Here is an 18,526-nt window from a genome sequence, read left to right as displayed (position 1 = left end):
CCATGAACGCACTGATCGAGGTCAATGCCGTCAACAAGGTGTTTCCCGTGCCGGGCGGCCAGGTGGTGGCCCTGCAGGATATCAACCTGACCATCAACCAGGGGGAATTTGTCTGCCTGCTGGGCCCGTCCGGCTGTGGCAAATCCACCCTGCTGAACGCGGTGGCGGGGTTTGCCCTGCCCAGCAGCGGGGCCATCCATGTGGACGGCAAGGCCATCACCGCCCCCGGCCCCGACCGGGGCATGGTATTCCAGGAATATGCCCTGTTCCCCTGGATGACAGTGGCGCAGAACATCGCCTTCGGGCTGGAGATCAAGGGGGCACCCCGCGCCCAGATCGACGCCACGGTGGAAAAGCTGCTGTCCATGCTGGGCATGACGGAGTTCCGCGGCCGTTTCCCCAAGGATCTGTCCGGCGGGATGCGCCAGCGCGTGGCCATTGCCCGCGTGCTGGCGCTGGACAGCCCCGTGTTGCTGATGGATGAACCGTTCGGCGCCCTGGACGCGCTGACCCGCCGTTCCTTGCAGGATGAGCTGCTGCGTATCTGGCAGGAACTGGGCAAGACGGTGATCTTCGTCACCCATTCCATCGAGGAATCGATCTATCTGGCCGACCGCATCGTCGTGCTGACCTACCGACCCGGCACGGTGAAGCGGGATATCCATGTCGACATGCCCCGCCCGCGCGACAGCGGCAGTGCCGCCTTCAACGAGCTGAAGCGGGAACTGGGCCGGCTGGTGATGGAGGAACAGCAGCGCCACGAGGCGGCGGAACGCGCCGGGCTGACGACGGATTGATGGCCGGGCAGGGCGCGTCAATGGCAAGCGCGACCATGATAGCGATACCGGCCAAAGGCCGTTCCGCTATAGTACGGTCGCGCGCGCCCCTTGATGACGAGCCCGAAACCATGCCCGGCCCCCAACGCCTGCTGTTGAGCCTCTGCCTGCTGCTGGTTGCCTGCACCCTGGTGCTGGGGGCCGGCTGGCAGGCGGGTCGCTTTGCCCGCGACGGGCTGATGGGCACCCTGCATGGAAGGCTGGAGGTCTATGGCCAGAGCCTGGATGCCATGCTGGGGCGGTTTGACCATCTGCCCGCCACGGCGGCCCTGGACCCCACCCTGGTGCGGCTGGCGCAAAGCCATGACCCCACCCTGGTGGCCGCGGTGAATGACTATCTGCGCACGGTCAGCCGGCGCACCGGGGCGCCGGTGCTGTATCTGATCGGCACCGATGGCACCACGCTGGCCGCCAGCAACTGGGACCAACCCAATTCCTATGTCGGCATCAATTTCGGCTATCGCCCCTATTTCCAGCAGGCGATGGAGGGGCGGGACGGGCATTTCTATGGCACCGGCACCCTGACCGGCATTCCCGGATATTTTATCGCCGCCCCGGTGCGCGCCCCCGCCGCCGAGGGCGGGTATGTTATCGGCACCGTGGTGGTGAAGGTGCTGCTGGACGCGATGGAGACGGTGTGGCGCGATGCCGGCGAACTGGTGCTGCTGACCGATCGCCATGGCATCGCCTTTCTCTCCAGCCTGCCGGACTGGAAGCTGCGTACCACGCGCGATCTGGATGCCCTGGCCCTGGATGAGCTGGCCGACACGCGTCAATATGGCCGCGACGCCTATGCCCCCCTGCCCTTCACCGTGCCCCATCATCTGGGAACACCGGTGGAAACGACCGATGGGCGTTATCTGCTGGATGGCAGGGCGCTGGAGCGCGATGGCTGGTCCCTGCTGGTGTTGCAGGATGCCGCCCCGGTGCGGCGGGCCCAGAGCCTGGCGGCGGCGGCCATGGCCCTGCTGCTGGCCCTGGCGCTGGCGGGCGGGCTGGCCTGGCGCCAGCGCTTCCGCCGCCTGCAGGAACGCGAACGCTCCCGCGCGGCGCTGGAACAGGCGCGGCTGGATCTGGAACGCAAGGTGGTGGAGCGCACCGCCGATCTGTCCACCGCCAATGCCAAGCTGGAACGGGAGGTGGAACAGCGCCGCCACACCGAACAGGAACTGCGCGCCGCCCAGAATGAGCTGGTACAGGCCGCCAAGCTGGCCGCCCTGGGCCAGATGGCCGCCGGGGTGACGCATGAGCTGAACCAGCCGCTGACGGCCCTGCGCGGGCTGGCGGAGAATTGCCGCGCCCTGCTGGACCGGGGCCGCGAGGAGGATGTGCGGGACAATCTGGCCTTCATGGCCGATCTGGTGGACCGCATGGCCAAGATCACCAGCCAGTTGCGCGGCTTTTCCCGCCGCAGCGAAGGCCCGCCCGAACCGGTTCCCCTGGCCAGGGCCGTGCGGGATGCGCTGGCCCTGGTGGAACGGCGGCTGGCCGACCAGGGGATCGCCGTCGATCTGGGCCTGCCGTCGGGCGGGCTGGTGGTGGGGTTCGAACCGGTGCGCCTGCAACAGGTGCTGGTCAATCTGCTGCGCAATGCCGCCGATGCCCTGCGTGACCGGCCCACCCCCCGTATTCGTGTGACCGGTCACGTAAATACCGATAGGACAATTTCATTAAGCGTGACCGATAACGGAAAAGGCATCGGTTTTGAGGTGATGCCCCGGCTGTTCGAGCCGTTTTTCACCACCAAGCCGGCCGGTGAAGGGCTGGGCCTGGGGCTGGCGATCAGCCAGGCGATTGCCCGGGAATATGGCGCCCAGCTTTCCGCCGGTTCCGGGCCGGAGGGGGGCGCCTGTTTCACCCTGACCTTCCCGCCATTGACAGAACGATCCCCCGCCGGGGAGGAGAAGAACCATGCCGCCGCCTGACCTGCAGGTGCTGTTCATCGACGATGAGGAGATGATCCGCCGCACCTGCCGCCAGACCCTGGAACTGGCCGGCATCAAGGTGCGTACCTTTGCCGGGGCAGAGGCGGCGCTGGCCGAACTGGGGCCGGATTTCCCCGGCATCATCGTCACCGATGTGCGCCTGCCGGAAATGGACGGGATGGAGCTGCTGGCCCGCTGCCGCACGCTGGACCCGGAACTGCCGGTGGTGCTGATCACCGGCCATGGCGACGTGGCTATGGCCGTGCGCGCCATCCGCGAAGGGGCCTGGGATTTCATCGAGAAACCCTTCCTGAATGACCATTTCCTGGCGGTGGTGCAGCGGGCCTTGGCCAAGCGCGCCCTGGTGCGGGAAAATCGCCGCCTGCGCCGGGCGCTGGATGGCGAAGGCTCCATCGCCCGCTATCTGCTGGGGCAGAGTACCGGCATCGGCCGCGTGCGCGATGCCGTGGCCAATCTGGCCGATACGGATGTGGATGTGCTGATCCTGGGGGAGACCGGGGCCGGCAAGGAACAGGTGGCCCGCGCCCTGCACGAGGGGGGCAACCGGGCCGCCCGCCCCTTCGTTGCCATCAATTGCGGCGCCATCCCGGACAGCATGTTCGAAAGCGAGATGTTCGGACACGAGGCGGGGGCCTTTACCGGGGCCAATAAACGCCGTATCGGCAAGATTGAACATGCCGGGGCCGGCACCTTGTTCCTGGATGAGGTGGAGAGTATGCCGCTGGCCCTGCAGGTGAAGCTGCTGCGGGTGTTGCAGGATCGCACACTGGAACGGCTGGGCGGCAATGCCGCCGTGCCGGTGCGCTGCCGCGTGGTGGCGGCCACCAAGGTGGACCTGAAACAACTGGCCGATGCCGGGCGCTTCCGGCTGGATCTTTATTACCGGCTGAATGTCGTCACCGTGCCGCTGCCGCCGCTGCGGGAACGGCGGGATGACATCCCCCAGCTTTTCGAACATTTCGTGTTGCAGGCGGCGGGGCGTTATCAGCGCTCCGTTCCCGATGTGCCGCCCGCCCTGGTGCGCCAATTGATGCTGCGGGACTGGCCCGGCAATGTGCGGGAATTGCGCAATGCCGCCGACCGGTTCGTGCTGGGCATGGGCGGGCCCGACCTGACGGAGGCCAGTACCGCCCCCTTATCCCTGCCCGACCTGCTGGATCAGGTGGAGCGCCAGTTGATTCAGGAGGCGCTGCGCGGCAGCGGCGGGCAGGTCACGGGGGCCGCCACCGCGCTGGGTGTCGCCCGTAAGACTTTGTACGACAAGATGAAACGGCTGGGGCTGGCGGGGGATGGGTGAGGGTGATGCCGTCCTGATCGCCCTGACGATACCCGTAACGAAACCGTTCTCCTCTCTCTCTCTCTCTCTACCGTCACCCCCACAGGAACCCCACCCATGTCCCCTGCCCTTTCCCCCGCCATCCTGACCGTCGCCCCCAACGGGGCGCGGCGGGTGAAGGTGGATCACCCTGCCATCCCCTTGACCGCTGACGAACTGGCCAGCGAGGCGGCGGCCTGTCAGGCGGCGGGGGCGGCGATGATCCATGCCCATGTGCGCCGGCCCGATGGGCGGCATCTGCTGGATGCCGATGCCTATCGCCAGGCCACCGACGCCATCCGCCGGCAGGTGGGGCCGGGCATGGTGGTGCAGATCACCACGGAAGCCGCCGGTATCTACCAGCCGCCCGAACAGATGCGGGTGGTGCGCGAGGTGGTGCCGGAGGCGGTGTCGCTGGCCATCCGCGAACTGGTGCCTGATGCGGCGCATGAGGTGGAGGCATCGGGATTCTTCGCCTGGATGCGCCAGCGGGAGATCATGCTGCAGATCATCCTTTATTCCCCCGACGATCTGGTCCGTTACCATGACCTGAAGGCGCGCGGCGTGCTGGGGGAGGGGGTGGATTTCCTGCTGTTCGTGCTGGGCCGCTATAGTGCGGGTCAGCAGAGCCGGGCGGCCGACCTGCTGCCCTTTCTGGAGGGGCTGGACAATCTGCCGCCCTGGGCCGTCTGTGCCTTTGGCGCGCAGGAGGCGGCCTGCGCCCAGGCGGCCCTGTCGCTGGGCGGGCACGCGCGGGTGGGGTTTGAAAATAACCTGCACCTGCCCGATGGCAGCCTGGCCACCGGCAATGCTGCCCTGGTCGCCAATGCCGCCCAGGCCGTGGCCCTGACTGGGCGACGGCTGGCCAATGGCGACGATGTGCGGGCGCTGCATCGGGGATAGGGCTGTTTCCGGTTGACCGGAAACAGCCCCGGCGGCGACTGCCGCCGCGCGGCACGTGCCGCGTAGCCAAGCTGCGTATGCAGCGCCGGCGATTGAGGAACACGCTCTAAGGCTGCGCCATCACCCCAGATCGCGGCAGATGGCGGCGGCCACCTGCTGGGCCTGTACGCGGATATCGGGGATGGCCGTCACTTCCCAGAAGGCCCCGCGCGAGGCGGGGCCCAGGGCGTAGAAGCGGCCGGCACAGCCATCGGCGGCGATCAGCCGTCCGTCGCCATCCAGATCAAGCCCCAGCCCCAGCGCATCGGGCCGCGCCAGCCCGGCGGCCAGCAGGGAACGGATGATGGGCGGCCCATTGCGTGACAGGTCACCCCCTGGGCCGGTGCAATTCACCACATGGGCGACAGTCAGCCGCTCGTTGGCATTTCCCCGCCGGGGCCGCCACTGAACGGCCACCTGCTGGTGGGCGCCGGTCCCTTCCAGGGCGAAGGCGCGCAGCCGCCCGGCCTTCAGGGCGATCTCCCCGCTTTCCAGCATCGCCGCCAGCCGGTCGGCGACCACAGGGGCCAGCCGGTGGCGGTGCACATCCCACCAGGGCCGCAGATGGCGCAGGAAGCGCCGCCGCGTGGGCGTATCCAGCGCCTGCCAGAAACCACGCGTGACCGGGCGTAGCGCATCGATCACCGCCCGCCAGTCCGCGCCGTCCCCCTGGGCGGCGTGATAGCAGTTTACATGGTTGCGTACGATGCGCAGGGCCGCCGAGAGAACCGGCGGCAAGGGGGGCAGCGGGTCGGGTGGCACGGCCACCGGGGCGGCATGGCGGCGCGGCAGCAGCCCACGCCGCGACATGGCGATCTTCGGCCCTTCATGACCGGCGCTTTTCAGGGTCAGCGCCACATCCACCATGGTCAGCCCGGTGCCCAGCAGCAGCACCGGGTCTTCCGGGGCGACATGGCGGAAGGCATCGGCGGCCCAGGGGTCGGCAATATAGCGCGGGGAGCCCCCCAGCCCGCCATCGGGCACATAGGGCGGCTCCGGCGCGCCATTGCCGGTGGCCAGCACCAGCGCATCAATCAGCAGTTCCCGCCCCACCGCCAGCCGCAGCCGGGGCCGCCCCTCACCGATGATCAGGCTGGTCGCCTCATCATTCACCAGCATCAGCCGCCCGGCGGCCCGGTCGCTCATCGCCGCTGCCCGCAGCAGGCTGGAGAGATAGGCGCCATAGGTGCGGCGGGGCACGAAGCCCGCCGCCAGCAAATCCGGGTCGCGGTCGCGCAGCCAGTCGGTGAAATGGGCCGGCTGGTCGGGAAAGGCGCTCATATTCCCCGCGCGAACATTCAGCAGATGGTCAGCATTGCCGGTGCTGTAGGCGACGCCAACACCGAAGCCCTGGCGCTTTTCAATCAGGAAAATGCGCGGACCCTGGGGGTTGGAGAGGATATGCAGGGCGGTCAGCGCCCCGCTGGCCCCGGCGCCGATAATGGCGACGGTGGGCCGGCTCAAACGATCACCCGCAGGCAGAAGGGCGGCAAGGGCAGCATGGGGGCTCCTGTCGTCAAATGGGCGGCAGTGGGCGGACGCAATAATTTCCTACTTATAAAATAGAATTAGGCGATGCGGGAACCTTTCTGTCAATGGGACAAGGGTGGGGTGCCCCCGTGGGCGGTTGCCGTCCGGCATCGGGTGGATGATCATTGGCTTGTGGTTTGACGCGGCGATGGGGGGATTGGGCAATGCGGCTGATCGGTATGTTGGATTCACCCTATGTCCGGCGGGTGGCCATTTCGCTGCGGTTGATGGGCCTGCCCTTTGCCCATGAATCACTGTCGGTTTTCCGCACCTATGACCAGTTTGCTGCCATCAATCCCGTGGTTAAGGCACCTACCCTGGTGACATCGGATGGGGTGGTGCTGATGGATTCTACCTTGATTTTGGACCATGCCGAGCGACTGGCCGCGCCAGAACGGCGGCTGATGCCGGTGGATATGGCCACCCATACGCGCTGCCTGCGCCTGATCGGGCTGGCCCTGGCCGGCACGGAAAAGGCGGTGCAGCGGGTTTATGAGGAGATGCTGCGCCCGGCGGAAAAGCGCCACCAGCCCTGGATGGAGCGTACCGGGGCGCAGATGCTGGCCGCCTTCGATCTGCTGGAAGCGGAAATCGGCGATGGGGCGGGCTGGCTGCTGGCCGACCGCCCGATGCAGGCCGATGTGACGGCGGCGGTGGCCTTCTATTTCAGCCGCGCCATGCGGGGCGATGATGTGGATTGGAACAGCCGTTTCCCCCGGCTGGCCGCCCTGTCGGCGCGGGCAGAAGCCCTGCCAGCCTTCCGCGATCTGCCGCACGATTGAGCTGTTTTACAGGGAATGTTTCCCGTGAAACTTTATGTCCCGCCCCCCTGGTCCAGCCCATCCAGGATGGCGCAATGGGGGCTGTCATCGCCCTGGCAGTGACGGGCCAGCCCCTCCAGCGTCTGTTTCATCACCTGCAATTCGTCGATCCGTTCCTGCAGATGCGCGATATGGGAAAGCGCCAGCGCCTTCACATCGGCGCTGGCGCGGTCGCGGTCATGCCACAGGCGCAGCAGCCCGCCCAGATCGGCCAGCGGAAAGCCAAGCGCACGGGCCTGACGGATGAAACGCAGGGTGCGGATATCCGCCTCCCCATAGAGCCGATAGCCGGCGGCGGAGCGGTCTGCCGCCGGCAACAGGCCCGTCGCCTCATAATGGCGGATCATCTTGGGCGTGACGCCGGCTGCCTTGGCCGCCTGTCCGATATTCATCGCCCGGCCCCCGCGCGGGGCCGCCAGCGGCGCAGCAACAGGGCGTTGCCCACCACGCTGACGCTGGAAAATGCCATGGCGGCCCCGGCAATCATCGGGTTCAACAGGCCGAGGGCGGCCAGCGGAATGCCCACCACATTATAGGCGAAGGCCCAGAACAGGTTCTGGCGGATTTTGGCCCAGGTTCGCCGGGAAATGGCGATACTGTCGGCCACCAGCAGCGGGTCACCGCGCATCAGGGTGATGCCCGCCGTCTCCATCGCCACCTGTGTGCCGGTGGCCATGGCAAAGCCGATATCGGCGGCGGCCAGGGCCGGCGCATCATTGATGCCGTCGCCCACCATGGCGACGGTGCCGCTGCTCCCGCGCAGCCGGGCCACGGCCGCGGCCTTCTGGTCGGGCAGCAGGCGGGCCACCACCTCATCCAGACCCAGCCTGTCGGCCACGGCACGGGCCGCCGCCTCATGATCGCCGGTCAACATCACACAGCGCAGCCCCTGCGCCTTCAATGCGGCGATGGCGGCGGCGGCACTGGGTTTGGGTTCATCGGCAAAGCTCAACAGGGCCAGCAGGTGCCAAGCCCCCTCCCCCGCCTGCACGGCCAGCCAGGATTGGCTGTGGCCCTGCTGGCGGGCCGTGGCGGCGGCATCGGCCAGCGGGGTGATATCCACCTCCAGTGCCGCCATCAGCCCTTCATGGCCCAGGCGCAGATCCCGACCCTCTACCGTGCCCGCCATGCCTTGGCCGGGCAGGGCGCGGCTGTTCTGGGCGGTGGGGAGGGGCAGGGATTGGGCGCGGGCGGCATCCAGCACAGCGCGGGCCAGCGGATGCTCACTGCCCGCCTGCAGGCCGGCGGCCAGCCGCAACGCCTCGGTGGCGTCTACGCCAGGGGCCGGCGTCAGGCCGGTCAGCACCGGCTTGCCCTCCGTCAGGGTGCCGGTCTTGTCAAAGACGATGATGGTGGCGGCATGGGCGCGTTCCAGGGCGCCGGCATCCTTGATCAGGATGCCGCTGCGCGCCGCCACGCCCGTGCCCGCCATCAGCGCCGTGGGCGTGGCCAGCCCCAGGGCGCAGGGGCAGGCGATCACCAGCACGGAAACCGCATTGATCAGGGCGGTTTCAGCACCGGACCCCGCCAGAACCCAGCCGGCGAAGGTGATCAGCGCGATGACCAGCACGATGGGCACGAAAACGGCGCTCACCCGGTCGGCCAGCCGCTGGATGGGGGCCTTGGCGGCCTGTGCCCCTTCCACCATAGCGATGATGCGGGCCAGCATCGTATCCCGCCCCACGGCCCCGGTGCGCACCAGCAGGGTGCCGGGGCCGTTCAGGGCGCCACCGGTCACGGTACTGCCGGCCTGTTTGGCCACGGGCAGGGACTCCCCCGTGATCATGGATTCATCCAGGTCGGACGCCCCTTCCACCACCGTGCCATCCACCGGCACGGCAGCACCCGGCAGCACGACAACCAGATCGCCGACACGCAATTGCGCCACCGGCACTTCCACATCCCCCGACGGCAGCCGCAGCCGCGCCAGCCGGGGCCGCAGCGCCATCAGCGCCTGAATGGCTTCCATGGTGCGGCCCATGGCCCGCGCCTCCAGCCAGCGGCCCAGCAGCAGCAGGGTGATGACCACTGCCGCTGCCTCAAAATACAGATGCGGGGCGTGGCCTTCATGCGCGGTGAGCCAGAGGAAGACGGACAGGCCCCAGGCGGCCAGCGTGCCCAGGGAAACCAAGCTGTCCATGCTGCCGTGAAGGGCGCGGGCGGCCCGGAACGCCCCCTTATGGAACTGCCAGCCCAGCCAGAAGGTAACCGGCGTGGCGAGGGTGAGTTGCAGCCAGCCCGGCAGGTTGGGCATGATCCCCGTCATGGGGGCCAGCAGCGGCAGGCTTAAACCCGCCGCCAGCGCCACGCGCCAGCCGGCATTCTCCCCCCCTGCCGCATGGGCGGCATGGTCATGGCCGGGGGCGCTGTCAGCCCCCTGCCCTGCCCCCGTCCCTTCCGCTGCAATCAGGTCCGCCCCATAGCCGGCACTGGCCACGGCATCGGTGAGTGCTGCGCCAGCGGCCCCGATGGCGCGCACATGGGCGCGTTTGCTGGCCAGATTGATATCGGCCGTCACCACGCCCGGCACCTGCCGCAGCGCCTTTTCCACCCGCGAGACGCAGCCAGCGCAGCGCACCCCCGTCAGCGACAGATCAAATTCGGCGATCTGGGCGCCGGTTTCGGCCCCCCTTATCCCGCTTCCATCCATGGCCCGGTCCCCTTGGAAGTAACACCTGCCCCATCATCTGGGGCTTGCCACCATGTCAAGGTCAAGGGGTCTGCGACGAAAAACTCAGGCGGTGCGGATATTGGCCAGGAAGCTTTCAATATCCCGGCGCAGGGTTTCCGATTGCTGGGCCAGTTCGCCGGCGGCGGCCAGCACTTCGCCGGAGGCTTCGCCCGTCTGGTCCGCGGCTTCGGCCACCCGGCCCAGATTGGCGGACACTTCCTGGGAGCCCCGGGCGGCCTGTTGCACATTGCGGGCGATTTCCGCCGTGGCAGCCCCCTGTTCCTCCACCGCAGCGGCGATGGCGGCGGCAATCTCGCTGACCCGGCGGATGGTCTGGCCGATGCCGCTGATCGCTTCCACCGAACTGCTGGTGGCTGATTGCATACTGGCGATCTGGGCGGAAATCTCCTCCGTGGCGCGGGCGGTCTGGGTGGCGAGGCTTTTCACCTCGCTGGCGACGACGGCAAAGCCCTTGCCCGCCTCCCCGGCCCGCGCCGCCTCGATGGTGGCATTCAGGGCCAGCAGGTTGGTCTGGGCGGCGATGTCCTGGATCATCTGCACGACATTGCCGATCTTCTCCGCCGCATCAGCCAGCCCGCGCATGATGCGGTCGGTCTCCGTCGCCTGATTAACGGCGGACAGGGCGATGGTGGCGGATTCCGAGACCTGACGGCCGATTTCCAGGCTGGAAGAGGCCAGCTCCTCGCTGGCGGCGGCCACCGTCTGCACATTGCTGGATGTCTGTTCGGAGACGGTGGCGCAGTTGGTCACCTGGGTGGTGGTCTCCTGGGCGATGCCGCTCATGGAATGGGCCGTCCCCTCCAGCTCCGTCGCCGACGCGGCGACGGCGTGCAGCACCTCGGCAATCGCCCCTTCGAACTGGTGGATCAGCGCTTCAACCCGCTTCACCCGTTCCTCGCGCGCCTGGCGCTCAGTCGCGGCCAGCTGTTCCAGCCGCTGGCGTTCCTGGGCATTGCGGTTGAAGACCACCAGACCACGGGCAATATCACCCACCTCGTCCGGGCGCCCTTCACCGGCAATGCTGGTTTGCAGCTCCCCATCGGCCATCCGGCCGATCACCTGGGTCAGCCCGTTCAACGGCGTGATGACGCGGCGATTGAAAACATAGCCCAGGGCAACGATGGCAATGGCAATGCCCAGGGTCAGCACCCCTTCCAGGATCAGCCCGATCATGGCCGCGCGGGCGCGGTCATCCAGATAATCCGCCCCGGTGGCCAGGGCGGCATCGCGGATGGACATGATCGGCTTGACGAAATTGGCCTGGACGGTGCGGAATTCCAGCGGGGTTATCCCCGGATCGGCATTGGTCCGCACGGCGGTGACGATGCGGTTGTAATAGTCGCCCCCTTCCTTGAAATAGGTTTTCTCCACACTCGCCAGGGCGTCTGCCACCTTCGGCGGTTCCCCGGCCAGTTTGAACTGTGCCTGGATCTGGGCCCACCGCTCCTCGATCCGCACCATCATCTCACCATGCTTCTCGTGATTTGCCTGGGTGCGCGTCTCCGGACTGGAGAGGTAGAGGCCGATATGGGAGGAGCGGGCGCCGGCGGCGGAACGGAAATCATTGGTCAGCCGGGCCAGCGCGATGAAATCGGACACACCCGTATTCAGGCGCGAGACCACCACCTCCATCGTCTGCAATGGCCGCGTGGCCTCATCCATGTTGCGGTTGACAGCCGCGGGGTAGCCTTTCAGGAAGCTGGCATCGCGGGCGGACAGGGGCTTTGCGGCCTCATCCAGGGCGCGGGTGCGCAGCTCCTGGATATGGGTTTTCAGGCTGCTCAGCACGGCCTTGATGGCGGGGTCAGCAATTTCATGCTCGGCGGCGTTCAGGCTTTGGGTCAGCGCCTCATCCGTCTTGCCGGTCACGGCGGCGATCCGGTCCCGCCCCGCCTGATCCAGCACGCTGTCCGCCTGCAGGGCGGTGTTGAAGGCCGAGCGTTCCAGCGGCAATTGTTCCACAATCCGGGAGACGGCCTGGAAGGTCCGCAGATAGCGCGCGGTCTGGTTGATGCTCCACAGCGAACTGACCTGTTGGGCCACCAGCATCATGGCCACACCGACAGCAATGATGCCGGCGCCGGAAATGCAAAGGGTGAACAGGGTCTTGACGCGCATCGGGGGAACTCCGCAGGGCAGGCACGGATGGGGGAAACGTCATCGTTGAATATTTGCACGGATTGCAATGAAAGGTCGCGTGCTTTCAAATGTATTTTCCATGAAAACGCGCCGCGTATCTATCTAACCCAATGATTATAATTTTCTGTCGGTATGGGCGGCGGCCAAGGTTATGCTGGGCGCTTAACCGCCCCTGGGCACCCATGTATGGCGTCCGTCAGCCCTGACCGACATGGGTTTTCAGATAATCCACCAGCCGCGCCACCTTGGGCGACAGGTGGCGGCGATGGGGATAGACGGCCCAGATCCCCTCAGCTGGCGGGCGGTGGGGTTCCAGCAGGCTGACCAGGGCGCCGCTGGCCAGATCGGGTTCCACATAGAAATCCGGCAATTGGCAGAGCCCCAGCCCCTGGCGGGCCGCATCCAGCACGGCAAAGCCGCTGTTGCAGCGCCAGGAACCGCGCGGCTTGAATTCCACCAGCCGCCCGCCGGCCTGGAACTGCCAGAATTCCGCTGTGCCCAGCAGGCAGGCATGGCGGGCCAGATCATCCAGCCCGGCGGGCACGCCATGGGCCGCCAGATAGGCCGGGGCGGCGCAGAGATAGCGTTCTCTTTGTGCCAGCCGCACGGCGATCAGCCGGCTGTCGCCCAGGCTGGCACCGATGCGCACCGCCAGGTCAAACCCCTCCCCCACCAGATCGACCACCCGGTTGGTCAGGTCGATGGAGATGCTCATCTGCGGGTGATCGGCCAGGAAGCGGTTGACCAGCGGCACGATGAAACGTTCGCCATAGGCAATGGAACAGGTCAGCCGCAGATGCCCACGCGCCGCGCCATCCTGTTCGCTGACGGCGGCGAACATCTCCTCCCGCTCCTCCACCAGCCGGCGGCAGCGTTCCAGGAACAGCCGCCCGGCATCGGTCAGGCTGACCCGGCGGGTGGTGCGGTAGAGCAGGCGGACAGAGAGCCGATCCTCCAGCCGCGCCACCTCCCGGCTGATATGGGAGGTGGAAACCCCCAGCCGGGTGGCGGCGCGGGAAAAGCTCTCCGTCTCCGCCGTGGCGATAAATTCCTCAATCCCATCCCAGGGCTGCATGGGGGTGGTTTCCTGACCTTTGCCGGGGACCGGTGTGCATTCTTGATTATTGCTATACAGCAATAATTTTTTGCCATAAAGCCGGGATTGTTGCCAGGGAAGGCCCCGGCTATAGTCACGCCACGCCCGCTGACCGAACCGGCCAGCGGGATTTTCCCATGTCCACAAGCCGGAAGAAGCCCCCATGAAGACCCGCGCCGCCGTCGCCTTTGAAGCCAAGAAGCCCCTGGAAATCGTTGAAGTCGATCTGGAAGGCCCGAAGCTGGGCGAGGTGCTGATTGAGATCATGGCCACCGGCATCTGCCATACCGATGCCTACACGCTGGACGGGTTTGACAGCGAAGGCATCTTCCCGTCCATCCTGGGCCATGAAGGGGCCGGCATCGTGCGGGAGGTGGGGCCGGGCGTCACCAGCCTGAAGCCGGGCGATCATGTCATCCCGCTCTACACCCCGGAATGCCGCCAGTGCAAAAGCTGCCTGTCGCGCAAGACCAACCTCTGCACTTCTATCCGCGCCACCCAGGGCAAGGGCCTGATGCCCGATGGCACCAGCCGCTTCAGCTATAAGGGCCAGCCGATCTATCACTATATGGGCTGCTCCACCTTCTCCAACTTCACCGTTCTGCCGGAAATCGCTGTGGCGAAAATCCGGGAAGACGCGCCGTTCCAGTCCACCTGCTATATCGGCTGTGGTGTGACCACCGGCGTCGGTGCGGTGATCAATACCGCCAAGGTGGAGCCGGGTTCCAATGTGGTGATCTTCGGCCTGGGCGGCATCGGCCTGAACGTGATCCAGGCCGCCCGCATGGTGGGGGCCGACAAGATCATCGGTGTGGATATCAATGACCGCAAGGAAGAATGGGGCCGCCGCTTCGGCATGACCCATTTCGTCAACCCCACCAAGATCGACGGCGATATCGTGCAGCATCTGGTCGGCCTGACGGAAGGCGGGGCCGATTACACCTTCGACTGCACCGGCAACACCAATGTGATGCGCCAGGCCCTGGAAGCCTGCCATCGCGGCTGGGGCGTGTCGGTGGTGATCGGTGTGGCCGAAGCCGGCAAGGAAATCTCCACCCGTCCGTTCCAACTGGTGACCGGTCGCGTGTGGAAGGGGTCGGCCTTCGGCGGTGCGCGTGGCCGCACCGATGTGCCGAAGATCGTCGACTGGTACATGCAGGGCAAGATTGAGATCGACCCGATGATCACCCATGTGCTGAGCCTGGAGGAGATCAACAAGGCGTTCGACCTGATGCACGCTGGCGAGAGCATCCGCAGCGTCGTGGTGTTCTAACTTTACTTGTCCCTCAGGCGCCGGGCGCCGCCATCCGGCGGCTTGGCTTACGCGCCATGGGGCGCGCGGCGGCAGTCGCCGCCGGGGGGGAGTTCATGTGAACTCCCCCTTTTACTGTGTGACGTCACACATCAATGCCGGAACCGATCATGAGCTTTGAGATCATCTCCACCATCCGCAGCCATGGCGGCATCCAGGGTGTCTATCGCCACCAATCCAGCGCCACCGGCACGCCCATGGTGTTCAGCGTCTTCACCCCGCCGCAGGCGGTGAATGGGCGCAAGCTGCCGGTGCTATGGTTCCTGTCCGGCCTCACCTGCACCCATGCCAATGTGACGGAGAAGGGGGAGTTCCGGCGGTTGGCGGCGGAACTGGGTCTGGTCATTGTCTGCCCGGATACCAGCCCGCGCGGCGACGGCGTGGCCGATGATGCCGGCTGGGATCTGGGGCAGGGGGCCGGCTTTTATGTCGATGCCACAGAGGCCCCCTGGGCACCGCATTTCCGCATGTGGACCTATGTGACAGAGGAACTGCCCGCGCTGGTGACCCGGCATTTCCCGGTGGATATGGACCGGCAGGGCATTACCGGCCATTCCATGGGCGGCCATGGGGCGCTGACCGTGGCGCTGCGCCATCCGGGGCGGTTCAAATCCGTTTCCGCCTTCGCCCCCATCGTGGCCCCGACGCAGGTGCCTTGGGGCCAGAAGGCATTTCCCACCTATCTGGGATCGGACAAGGCGGCTTGGCTGCGCCATGATGCGGTCGCGCTGATCGAGCATGGGGCGCTGGTGCCGGAAATCCTGGTGGACCAGGGCACGGCAGATGGCTTCCTGGAAGGCCAGCTCCGCCCGCATCTGCTGGAAGCCGCCTGCCAGAAGGCGGGTATCAAGCTGACCCTGCGGATGCAGGAAGGCTACGATCACTCCTACTATTTTATCTCCAGCTTCATGGATGATCACCTGCGCTGGCATGGGGAGAGGTTGTAAGGGGGGCACCGGTTGCCCCCCCTTCCACCGTCACCCCGGCGAAGGCCGGGGTCCAGTTTCGTAGAGCAATGCGCCTTTGGTCCGCTGTGCGGCCTGAAAGAGCTTTGAGCGAAAATGGGGGGGCGATCTCTGGACAGATCGCCTGCCCGACGATCGTCCATAGGCGTCCAGGCCGGCCGATGTCTGCCCGCCGAGGGTATCGGCATCGCTAGGGGTGCGCAAGCGACCTGGACCCCGGCCTTCGCCGGGATGACGGAGGGGCGCGGACAGGGGGGCCCCTACACCCCCTCCGCCGCCGCCTGCAGCGCCACCCGGTCGCAGATCACCAGATTATGCGCCACCTCCCGGATGGCGCCGCTGCGCTTCAGGTCGCTCACCGTGCGGCTGGCGGTCTCCAGGGTGACGGCCAGGATGGCGCCGAAATCTTCCCGCGTGAACAGGCGGACCGGCTGGTCCGGTGCATCCTCCGACAGGGTCAACAACAGGCGGGCCAGCCGCTGCCGGGCGCTGCCGGTGGAAAGCCCGGTCAGGAAATCATCGGCCACACTCAACGCCTCGTGCCATTTCTCCATCAGTTTCTGATGCAGGCGCGGCGTGTTGGTTTGCAACTGGCGCACCACGCTGACAGGGATACGGCAGAGTTCCACCGGCAGCAGCGCCACGGCCAGATGCTCATAACGCGGCTTCACCAGCGCCTCCAGCCCCACCACCCCGCCGGGGCGGATCAGACGGACGATGCGCTGCGATCCGTCCGGCTGGATATGCACCAGCTTCACCAGCCCGGTGCGCAGGGTGAAAATGGCCGTCGCCGCCTGATCCAGATGGTAAATCTGCTCCATCGGTTCGACCTGGATTTCCTCAATCGGCAGGTGGATCAGGTCGAAATCGCTGTCGCGCAGATCGGCGAACAGGGCCAGATGGCGGATGCCGCAATGCTGACAGGCCATCAGCCCCTGACGCGCCGCAATGATCCGTGCCGCCTTCACGCCAATCCTCCATGCTCCCCTATCCCATCAATAGTCCGATCCGGCCGGGGGCAGCAAGCGATGCAGCGGTCGGGATTCCGTTGGCTGGGTGAATATTTGTCGCAACCGGCGTAACGGTCTGGCCGGTCGCTGCCTTTTGCGCCAAACTGCTGACTGTGGCTGTTGAGCAGAAATCCGGGCCCCCGTCGCCCCAGCGCCTTTGACAATCCGCAAAGCAGCGGCAGGGCAGGGGGCGCATCATCCGGTCCTTGATCCCGGTGGGGCGGGGGCCGGCTCATAAGCAATTGATCGGCAGTTCGTTTGAACGATTGCGGCCCGGTTCCGTTCCCTCACCAGCACAGCAGGCGGCCCCATCCCGGTGGCTGCCGACCATTCCGGGGGGCCGGTTCGCCGGCAGGCAGGTATGGAACTCGACATTGTGGAACTGTCACGGCTGCAATTCGCCCTGACAGCGCTTTACCACTTCCTTTTTGTGCCGCTGACACTCGGCCTGTCCATCATCCTGGCCATCATGGAGACGGTCTATGTGATGACAGGGCGGGACATCTGGCGGCAGATGACCAAGTTCTGGGGCACCCTGTTCGGCATCAATTTCGTGCTGGGGGTGGCCACCGGTCTTACCATGGAATTCCAGTTCGGTATGAACTGGTCCTATTACAGCCACTATGTCGGCGACATTTTCGGGGCCCCGCTGGCCATCGAAGGGCTGATGGCGTTTTTCCTGGAAGCGACATTCGTCGGCCTGTTCTTCTTCGGCTGGGAGAAGATGACGAAGGTGCAGCATCTGGCGGCCACCTGGGCGGTGGCCATCGGCTCCAACCTCTCGGCCCTGTGGATCCTCATCGCCAATGGTTGGATGCAGAACCCGGTCGGGTCCGTCTTCAACCCCGCCACCATGCGGATGGAGATTGAGGATTTCGGGGCCGTACTGTTCAACCCGGTGGCCCAGGCCAAGTTCGTGCATACGGTTTCCGCCGGCTATGTCACGGCATCGGTCTTCGTGCTGGGCGTGTCGGCCTGGTACATGCTGAAGGGGCGGCATCTGCACCTGGCCAAACGCTCCATGGCGGTGGCCTGCTCCTTCGGCCTGCTGTCATCGCTCTCCGTCGTCGTGCTGGGGGATGAGAGCGGCTATCTGGCGACCGAACATCAAAAGATGAAACTGGCCGCGATCGAGGGCATGTGGGAGACGGAGCCGGCACCCGCCAGCTTCACCGCCATCGGCTTCCCCGATCAGGAAGCACGCAAGACCCATCATGTGCTGACCATCCCCTGGGCCTTGGGCCTGATCTCCACCCGCTCCCTGGACACAGAGGTGCCCGGCATCAATGCGCTGGTGGAGCGCGGGCGGCAGCGGATTGAAAGCGGCATCGTCGCCTATGGCGCGCTGGCAGAAATCCGTGCCGCCCGCAGCCTGGAAAAGGCCCCGGCCAAAGCCCGCGAACTGTTCGAAGCCCATGGCGGCAATCTGGGCTATGCCTATTTGCTGAAACGCTATGTCGATAATCCGGCCGATGCCACACCGGATCAGATTCAGGCGGCGGCCTGGGATCTGGTGCCGGGTGTGGCCCCGCTCTTCTGGTCCTTCCGGCTCATGGTGGGGTTGGGCTTCTTCTTCATCGCGCTTATGGCGGCCTTCTTCTGGCAGTCGGCGCGCCAGCGGCTGGGCCAGCCGCGCTGGTTGCTCTGGGTGGCGGTCTGGTCCATCCCGCTGCCCTGGATCGCGGCTGAACTGGGCTGGGTGGTGGCCGAATATGGCCGCCAGCCCTGGATCATCGAAGGGGTGTTGCCCACGGCGGTGGCTGTCTCCAGCCTGGGCGTCACCGACCTGCTGATCACGCTGGCCGGCTTCGTGCTGTTCTACAGCACCTTGTTCGTGGTGGAGGTCTCGCTGATGCTGCGCGCCATCCGCAAGGGGCCGGCCCAAGACCCCGTTCATCACGCCATCGCTGCGGAGTGACGAT

Annotated in this window: 14 protein-coding genes; 8 read left to right on the top strand and 6 right to left on the bottom strand. The window is 66.4% G+C overall.

What is annotated here, in order from left to right:
- Positions 1–2 precede the first annotated feature (2 nt).
- The 4 genes from PCJ49_RS16920 to PCJ49_RS16905 all read left to right on the top strand — a co-directional run bounded on the left by PCJ49_RS16920 (position 3) and on the right by PCJ49_RS16905 (position 5,000).
- A complete protein-coding gene (locus PCJ49_RS16920) occupies positions 3–797 on the top strand; it encodes an ABC transporter ATP-binding protein (protein ID WP_269911964.1) in 795 nt (264 codons plus the stop codon).
- Positions 798–907: 110 nt separating this feature from the next.
- Positions 908–2,761, top strand: a complete 1,854-nt coding sequence (locus PCJ49_RS16915) for an ATP-binding protein (RefSeq protein ID WP_269911963.1) — start codon at positions 908–910, stop codon at positions 2,759–2,761.
- On the top strand, positions 2,748–4,079 hold the full coding sequence (locus PCJ49_RS16910; protein WP_269911962.1) for a sigma-54 dependent transcriptional regulator: 1,332 nt from the start codon (positions 2,748–2,750) through the stop codon (positions 4,077–4,079). Before PCJ49_RS16915 ends, PCJ49_RS16910 begins: the two co-directional genes overlap by 14 nt.
- Positions 4,080–4,175: 96 nt before the next feature.
- Positions 4,176–5,000 (top strand): 3-keto-5-aminohexanoate cleavage protein, encoded by an 825-nt coding sequence (locus PCJ49_RS16905; protein ID WP_269911961.1) that lies wholly within the window; start codon positions 4,176–4,178, stop codon positions 4,998–5,000.
- Between the two features lie 120 nt (positions 5,001–5,120).
- Here the strand turns inward: PCJ49_RS16905 and PCJ49_RS16900 are convergent, their stop codons facing one another.
- Positions 5,121–6,503 carry an FAD/NAD(P)-binding protein gene (locus tag PCJ49_RS16900; protein ID WP_269911960.1) on the bottom strand — a complete coding sequence of 461 codons (1,383 nt, stop codon included), beginning with the start codon at positions 6,501–6,503 and terminating at the stop codon, positions 5,121–5,123.
- 230 nt (positions 6,504–6,733) lie between these two features.
- Between PCJ49_RS16900 and PCJ49_RS16895 the strand changes: the two genes are divergently transcribed.
- Positions 6,734–7,351, top strand: a complete 618-nt coding sequence (locus PCJ49_RS16895) for a glutathione S-transferase (RefSeq protein WP_269911959.1) — start codon at positions 6,734–6,736, stop codon at positions 7,349–7,351.
- A gap of 32 nt (positions 7,352–7,383) precedes the next feature.
- Here PCJ49_RS16895 and cueR read toward each other — a convergent pair whose 3' ends face one another.
- From cueR to PCJ49_RS16875, 4 genes are all read right to left on the bottom strand, one after another.
- Complete coding sequence (cueR, locus tag PCJ49_RS16890; protein WP_269911958.1) at positions 7,384–7,782, bottom strand: Cu(I)-responsive transcriptional regulator; 399 nt, start codon at positions 7,780–7,782, stop codon at positions 7,384–7,386.
- The gene (locus PCJ49_RS16885; RefSeq protein ID WP_269911957.1) at positions 7,779–10,040 is read right to left on the bottom strand and encodes a heavy metal translocating P-type ATPase; all 2,262 of its coding nucleotides are present in this window, start codon (positions 10,038–10,040) and stop codon (positions 7,779–7,781) included. The genes cueR and PCJ49_RS16885 overlap by 4 nt, the downstream gene beginning before the upstream one ends.
- Positions 10,041–10,124: 84 nt before the next feature.
- Positions 10,125–12,200 carry a HAMP domain-containing methyl-accepting chemotaxis protein gene (locus PCJ49_RS16880; RefSeq protein ID WP_269911956.1) on the bottom strand — a complete coding sequence of 692 codons (2,076 nt, stop codon included), beginning with the start codon at positions 12,198–12,200 and terminating at the stop codon, positions 10,125–10,127.
- 217 nt (positions 12,201–12,417) lie between these two features.
- A complete protein-coding gene (locus PCJ49_RS16875) occupies positions 12,418–13,296 on the bottom strand; it encodes a LysR family transcriptional regulator (RefSeq protein ID WP_269911955.1) in 879 nt (292 codons plus the stop codon).
- Positions 13,297–13,480: 184 nt separating this feature from the next.
- On the opposite strand from PCJ49_RS16875, the gene PCJ49_RS16870 reads away from it, so the two are divergent.
- Complete coding sequence (locus PCJ49_RS16870) at positions 13,481–14,590, top strand: S-(hydroxymethyl)glutathione dehydrogenase/class III alcohol dehydrogenase (RefSeq protein WP_089288214.1); 1,110 nt, start codon at positions 13,481–13,483, stop codon at positions 14,588–14,590.
- A 149-nt stretch (positions 14,591–14,739) separates the two neighbouring features.
- On the top strand, positions 14,740–15,576 hold the full coding sequence (fghA, locus tag PCJ49_RS16865; protein WP_269911954.1) for an S-formylglutathione hydrolase: 837 nt from the start codon (positions 14,740–14,742) through the stop codon (positions 15,574–15,576).
- Positions 15,577–15,854: 278 nt separating this feature from the next.
- Here the strand turns inward: fghA and PCJ49_RS16860 are convergent, their stop codons facing one another.
- Positions 15,855–16,562 (bottom strand): Crp/Fnr family transcriptional regulator, encoded by a 708-nt coding sequence (locus PCJ49_RS16860; RefSeq protein ID WP_269911953.1) that lies wholly within the window; start codon positions 16,560–16,562, stop codon positions 15,855–15,857.
- Positions 16,563–16,965: 403 nt separating this feature from the next.
- On the opposite strand from PCJ49_RS16860, the gene PCJ49_RS16855 reads away from it, so the two are divergent.
- Positions 16,966–18,522, top strand: coding sequence for a cytochrome ubiquinol oxidase subunit I (locus PCJ49_RS16855; RefSeq protein WP_269911952.1), 1,557 nt, complete (start codon positions 16,966–16,968; stop codon positions 18,520–18,522).
- Positions 18,523–18,526: the final 4 nt, after the last annotated feature.

This window comes from Niveispirillum sp. BGYR6 (genome assembly GCF_027568365.1).
Classification (GTDB): Bacteria; Pseudomonadota; Alphaproteobacteria; order Azospirillales; family Azospirillaceae; genus Niveispirillum.
This window is presented reverse-complemented; position numbering and strand designations above follow the sequence as displayed.

Excerpts from the sequence above, each read along its gene's own strand:
- PCJ49_RS16920 (WP_269911964.1), top strand. The coding sequence starts at position 3 with ATGAACGCACTGATCGAGGTCAATGCCGTCAACAAGGTGTTTCCCGTG.
- PCJ49_RS16915 (WP_269911963.1), top strand. The coding sequence starts at position 908 with ATGCCCGGCCCCCAACGCCTGCTGTTGAGCCTCTGCCTGCTGCTGGTT.
- PCJ49_RS16910 (WP_269911962.1), top strand. The coding sequence starts at position 2,748 with ATGCCGCCGCCTGACCTGCAGGTGCTGTTCATCGACGATGAGGAGATG.
- PCJ49_RS16905 (WP_269911961.1), top strand. The coding sequence starts at position 4,176 with ATGTCCCCTGCCCTTTCCCCCGCCATCCTGACCGTCGCCCCCAACGGG.
- PCJ49_RS16895 (WP_269911959.1), top strand. The coding sequence starts at position 6,734 with ATGCGGCTGATCGGTATGTTGGATTCACCCTATGTCCGGCGGGTGGCC.
- cueR (WP_269911958.1), bottom strand. The coding sequence starts at position 7,782 with ATGAATATCGGACAGGCGGCCAAGGCAGCCGGCGTCACGCCCAAGATG.
- PCJ49_RS16885 (WP_269911957.1), bottom strand. The coding sequence starts at position 10,040 with ATGGATGGAAGCGGGATAAGGGGGGCCGAAACCGGCGCCCAGATCGCC.
- PCJ49_RS16880 (WP_269911956.1), bottom strand. The coding sequence starts at position 12,200 with ATGCGCGTCAAGACCCTGTTCACCCTTTGCATTTCCGGCGCCGGCATC.
- PCJ49_RS16875 (WP_269911955.1), bottom strand. The coding sequence starts at position 13,296 with ATGCAGCCCTGGGATGGGATTGAGGAATTTATCGCCACGGCGGAGACG.
- PCJ49_RS16870 (WP_089288214.1), top strand. The coding sequence starts at position 13,481 with ATGAAGACCCGCGCCGCCGTCGCCTTTGAAGCCAAGAAGCCCCTGGAA.
- fghA (WP_269911954.1), top strand. The coding sequence starts at position 14,740 with ATGAGCTTTGAGATCATCTCCACCATCCGCAGCCATGGCGGCATCCAG.
- PCJ49_RS16855 (WP_269911952.1), top strand. The coding sequence starts at position 16,966 with ATGGAACTCGACATTGTGGAACTGTCACGGCTGCAATTCGCCCTGACA.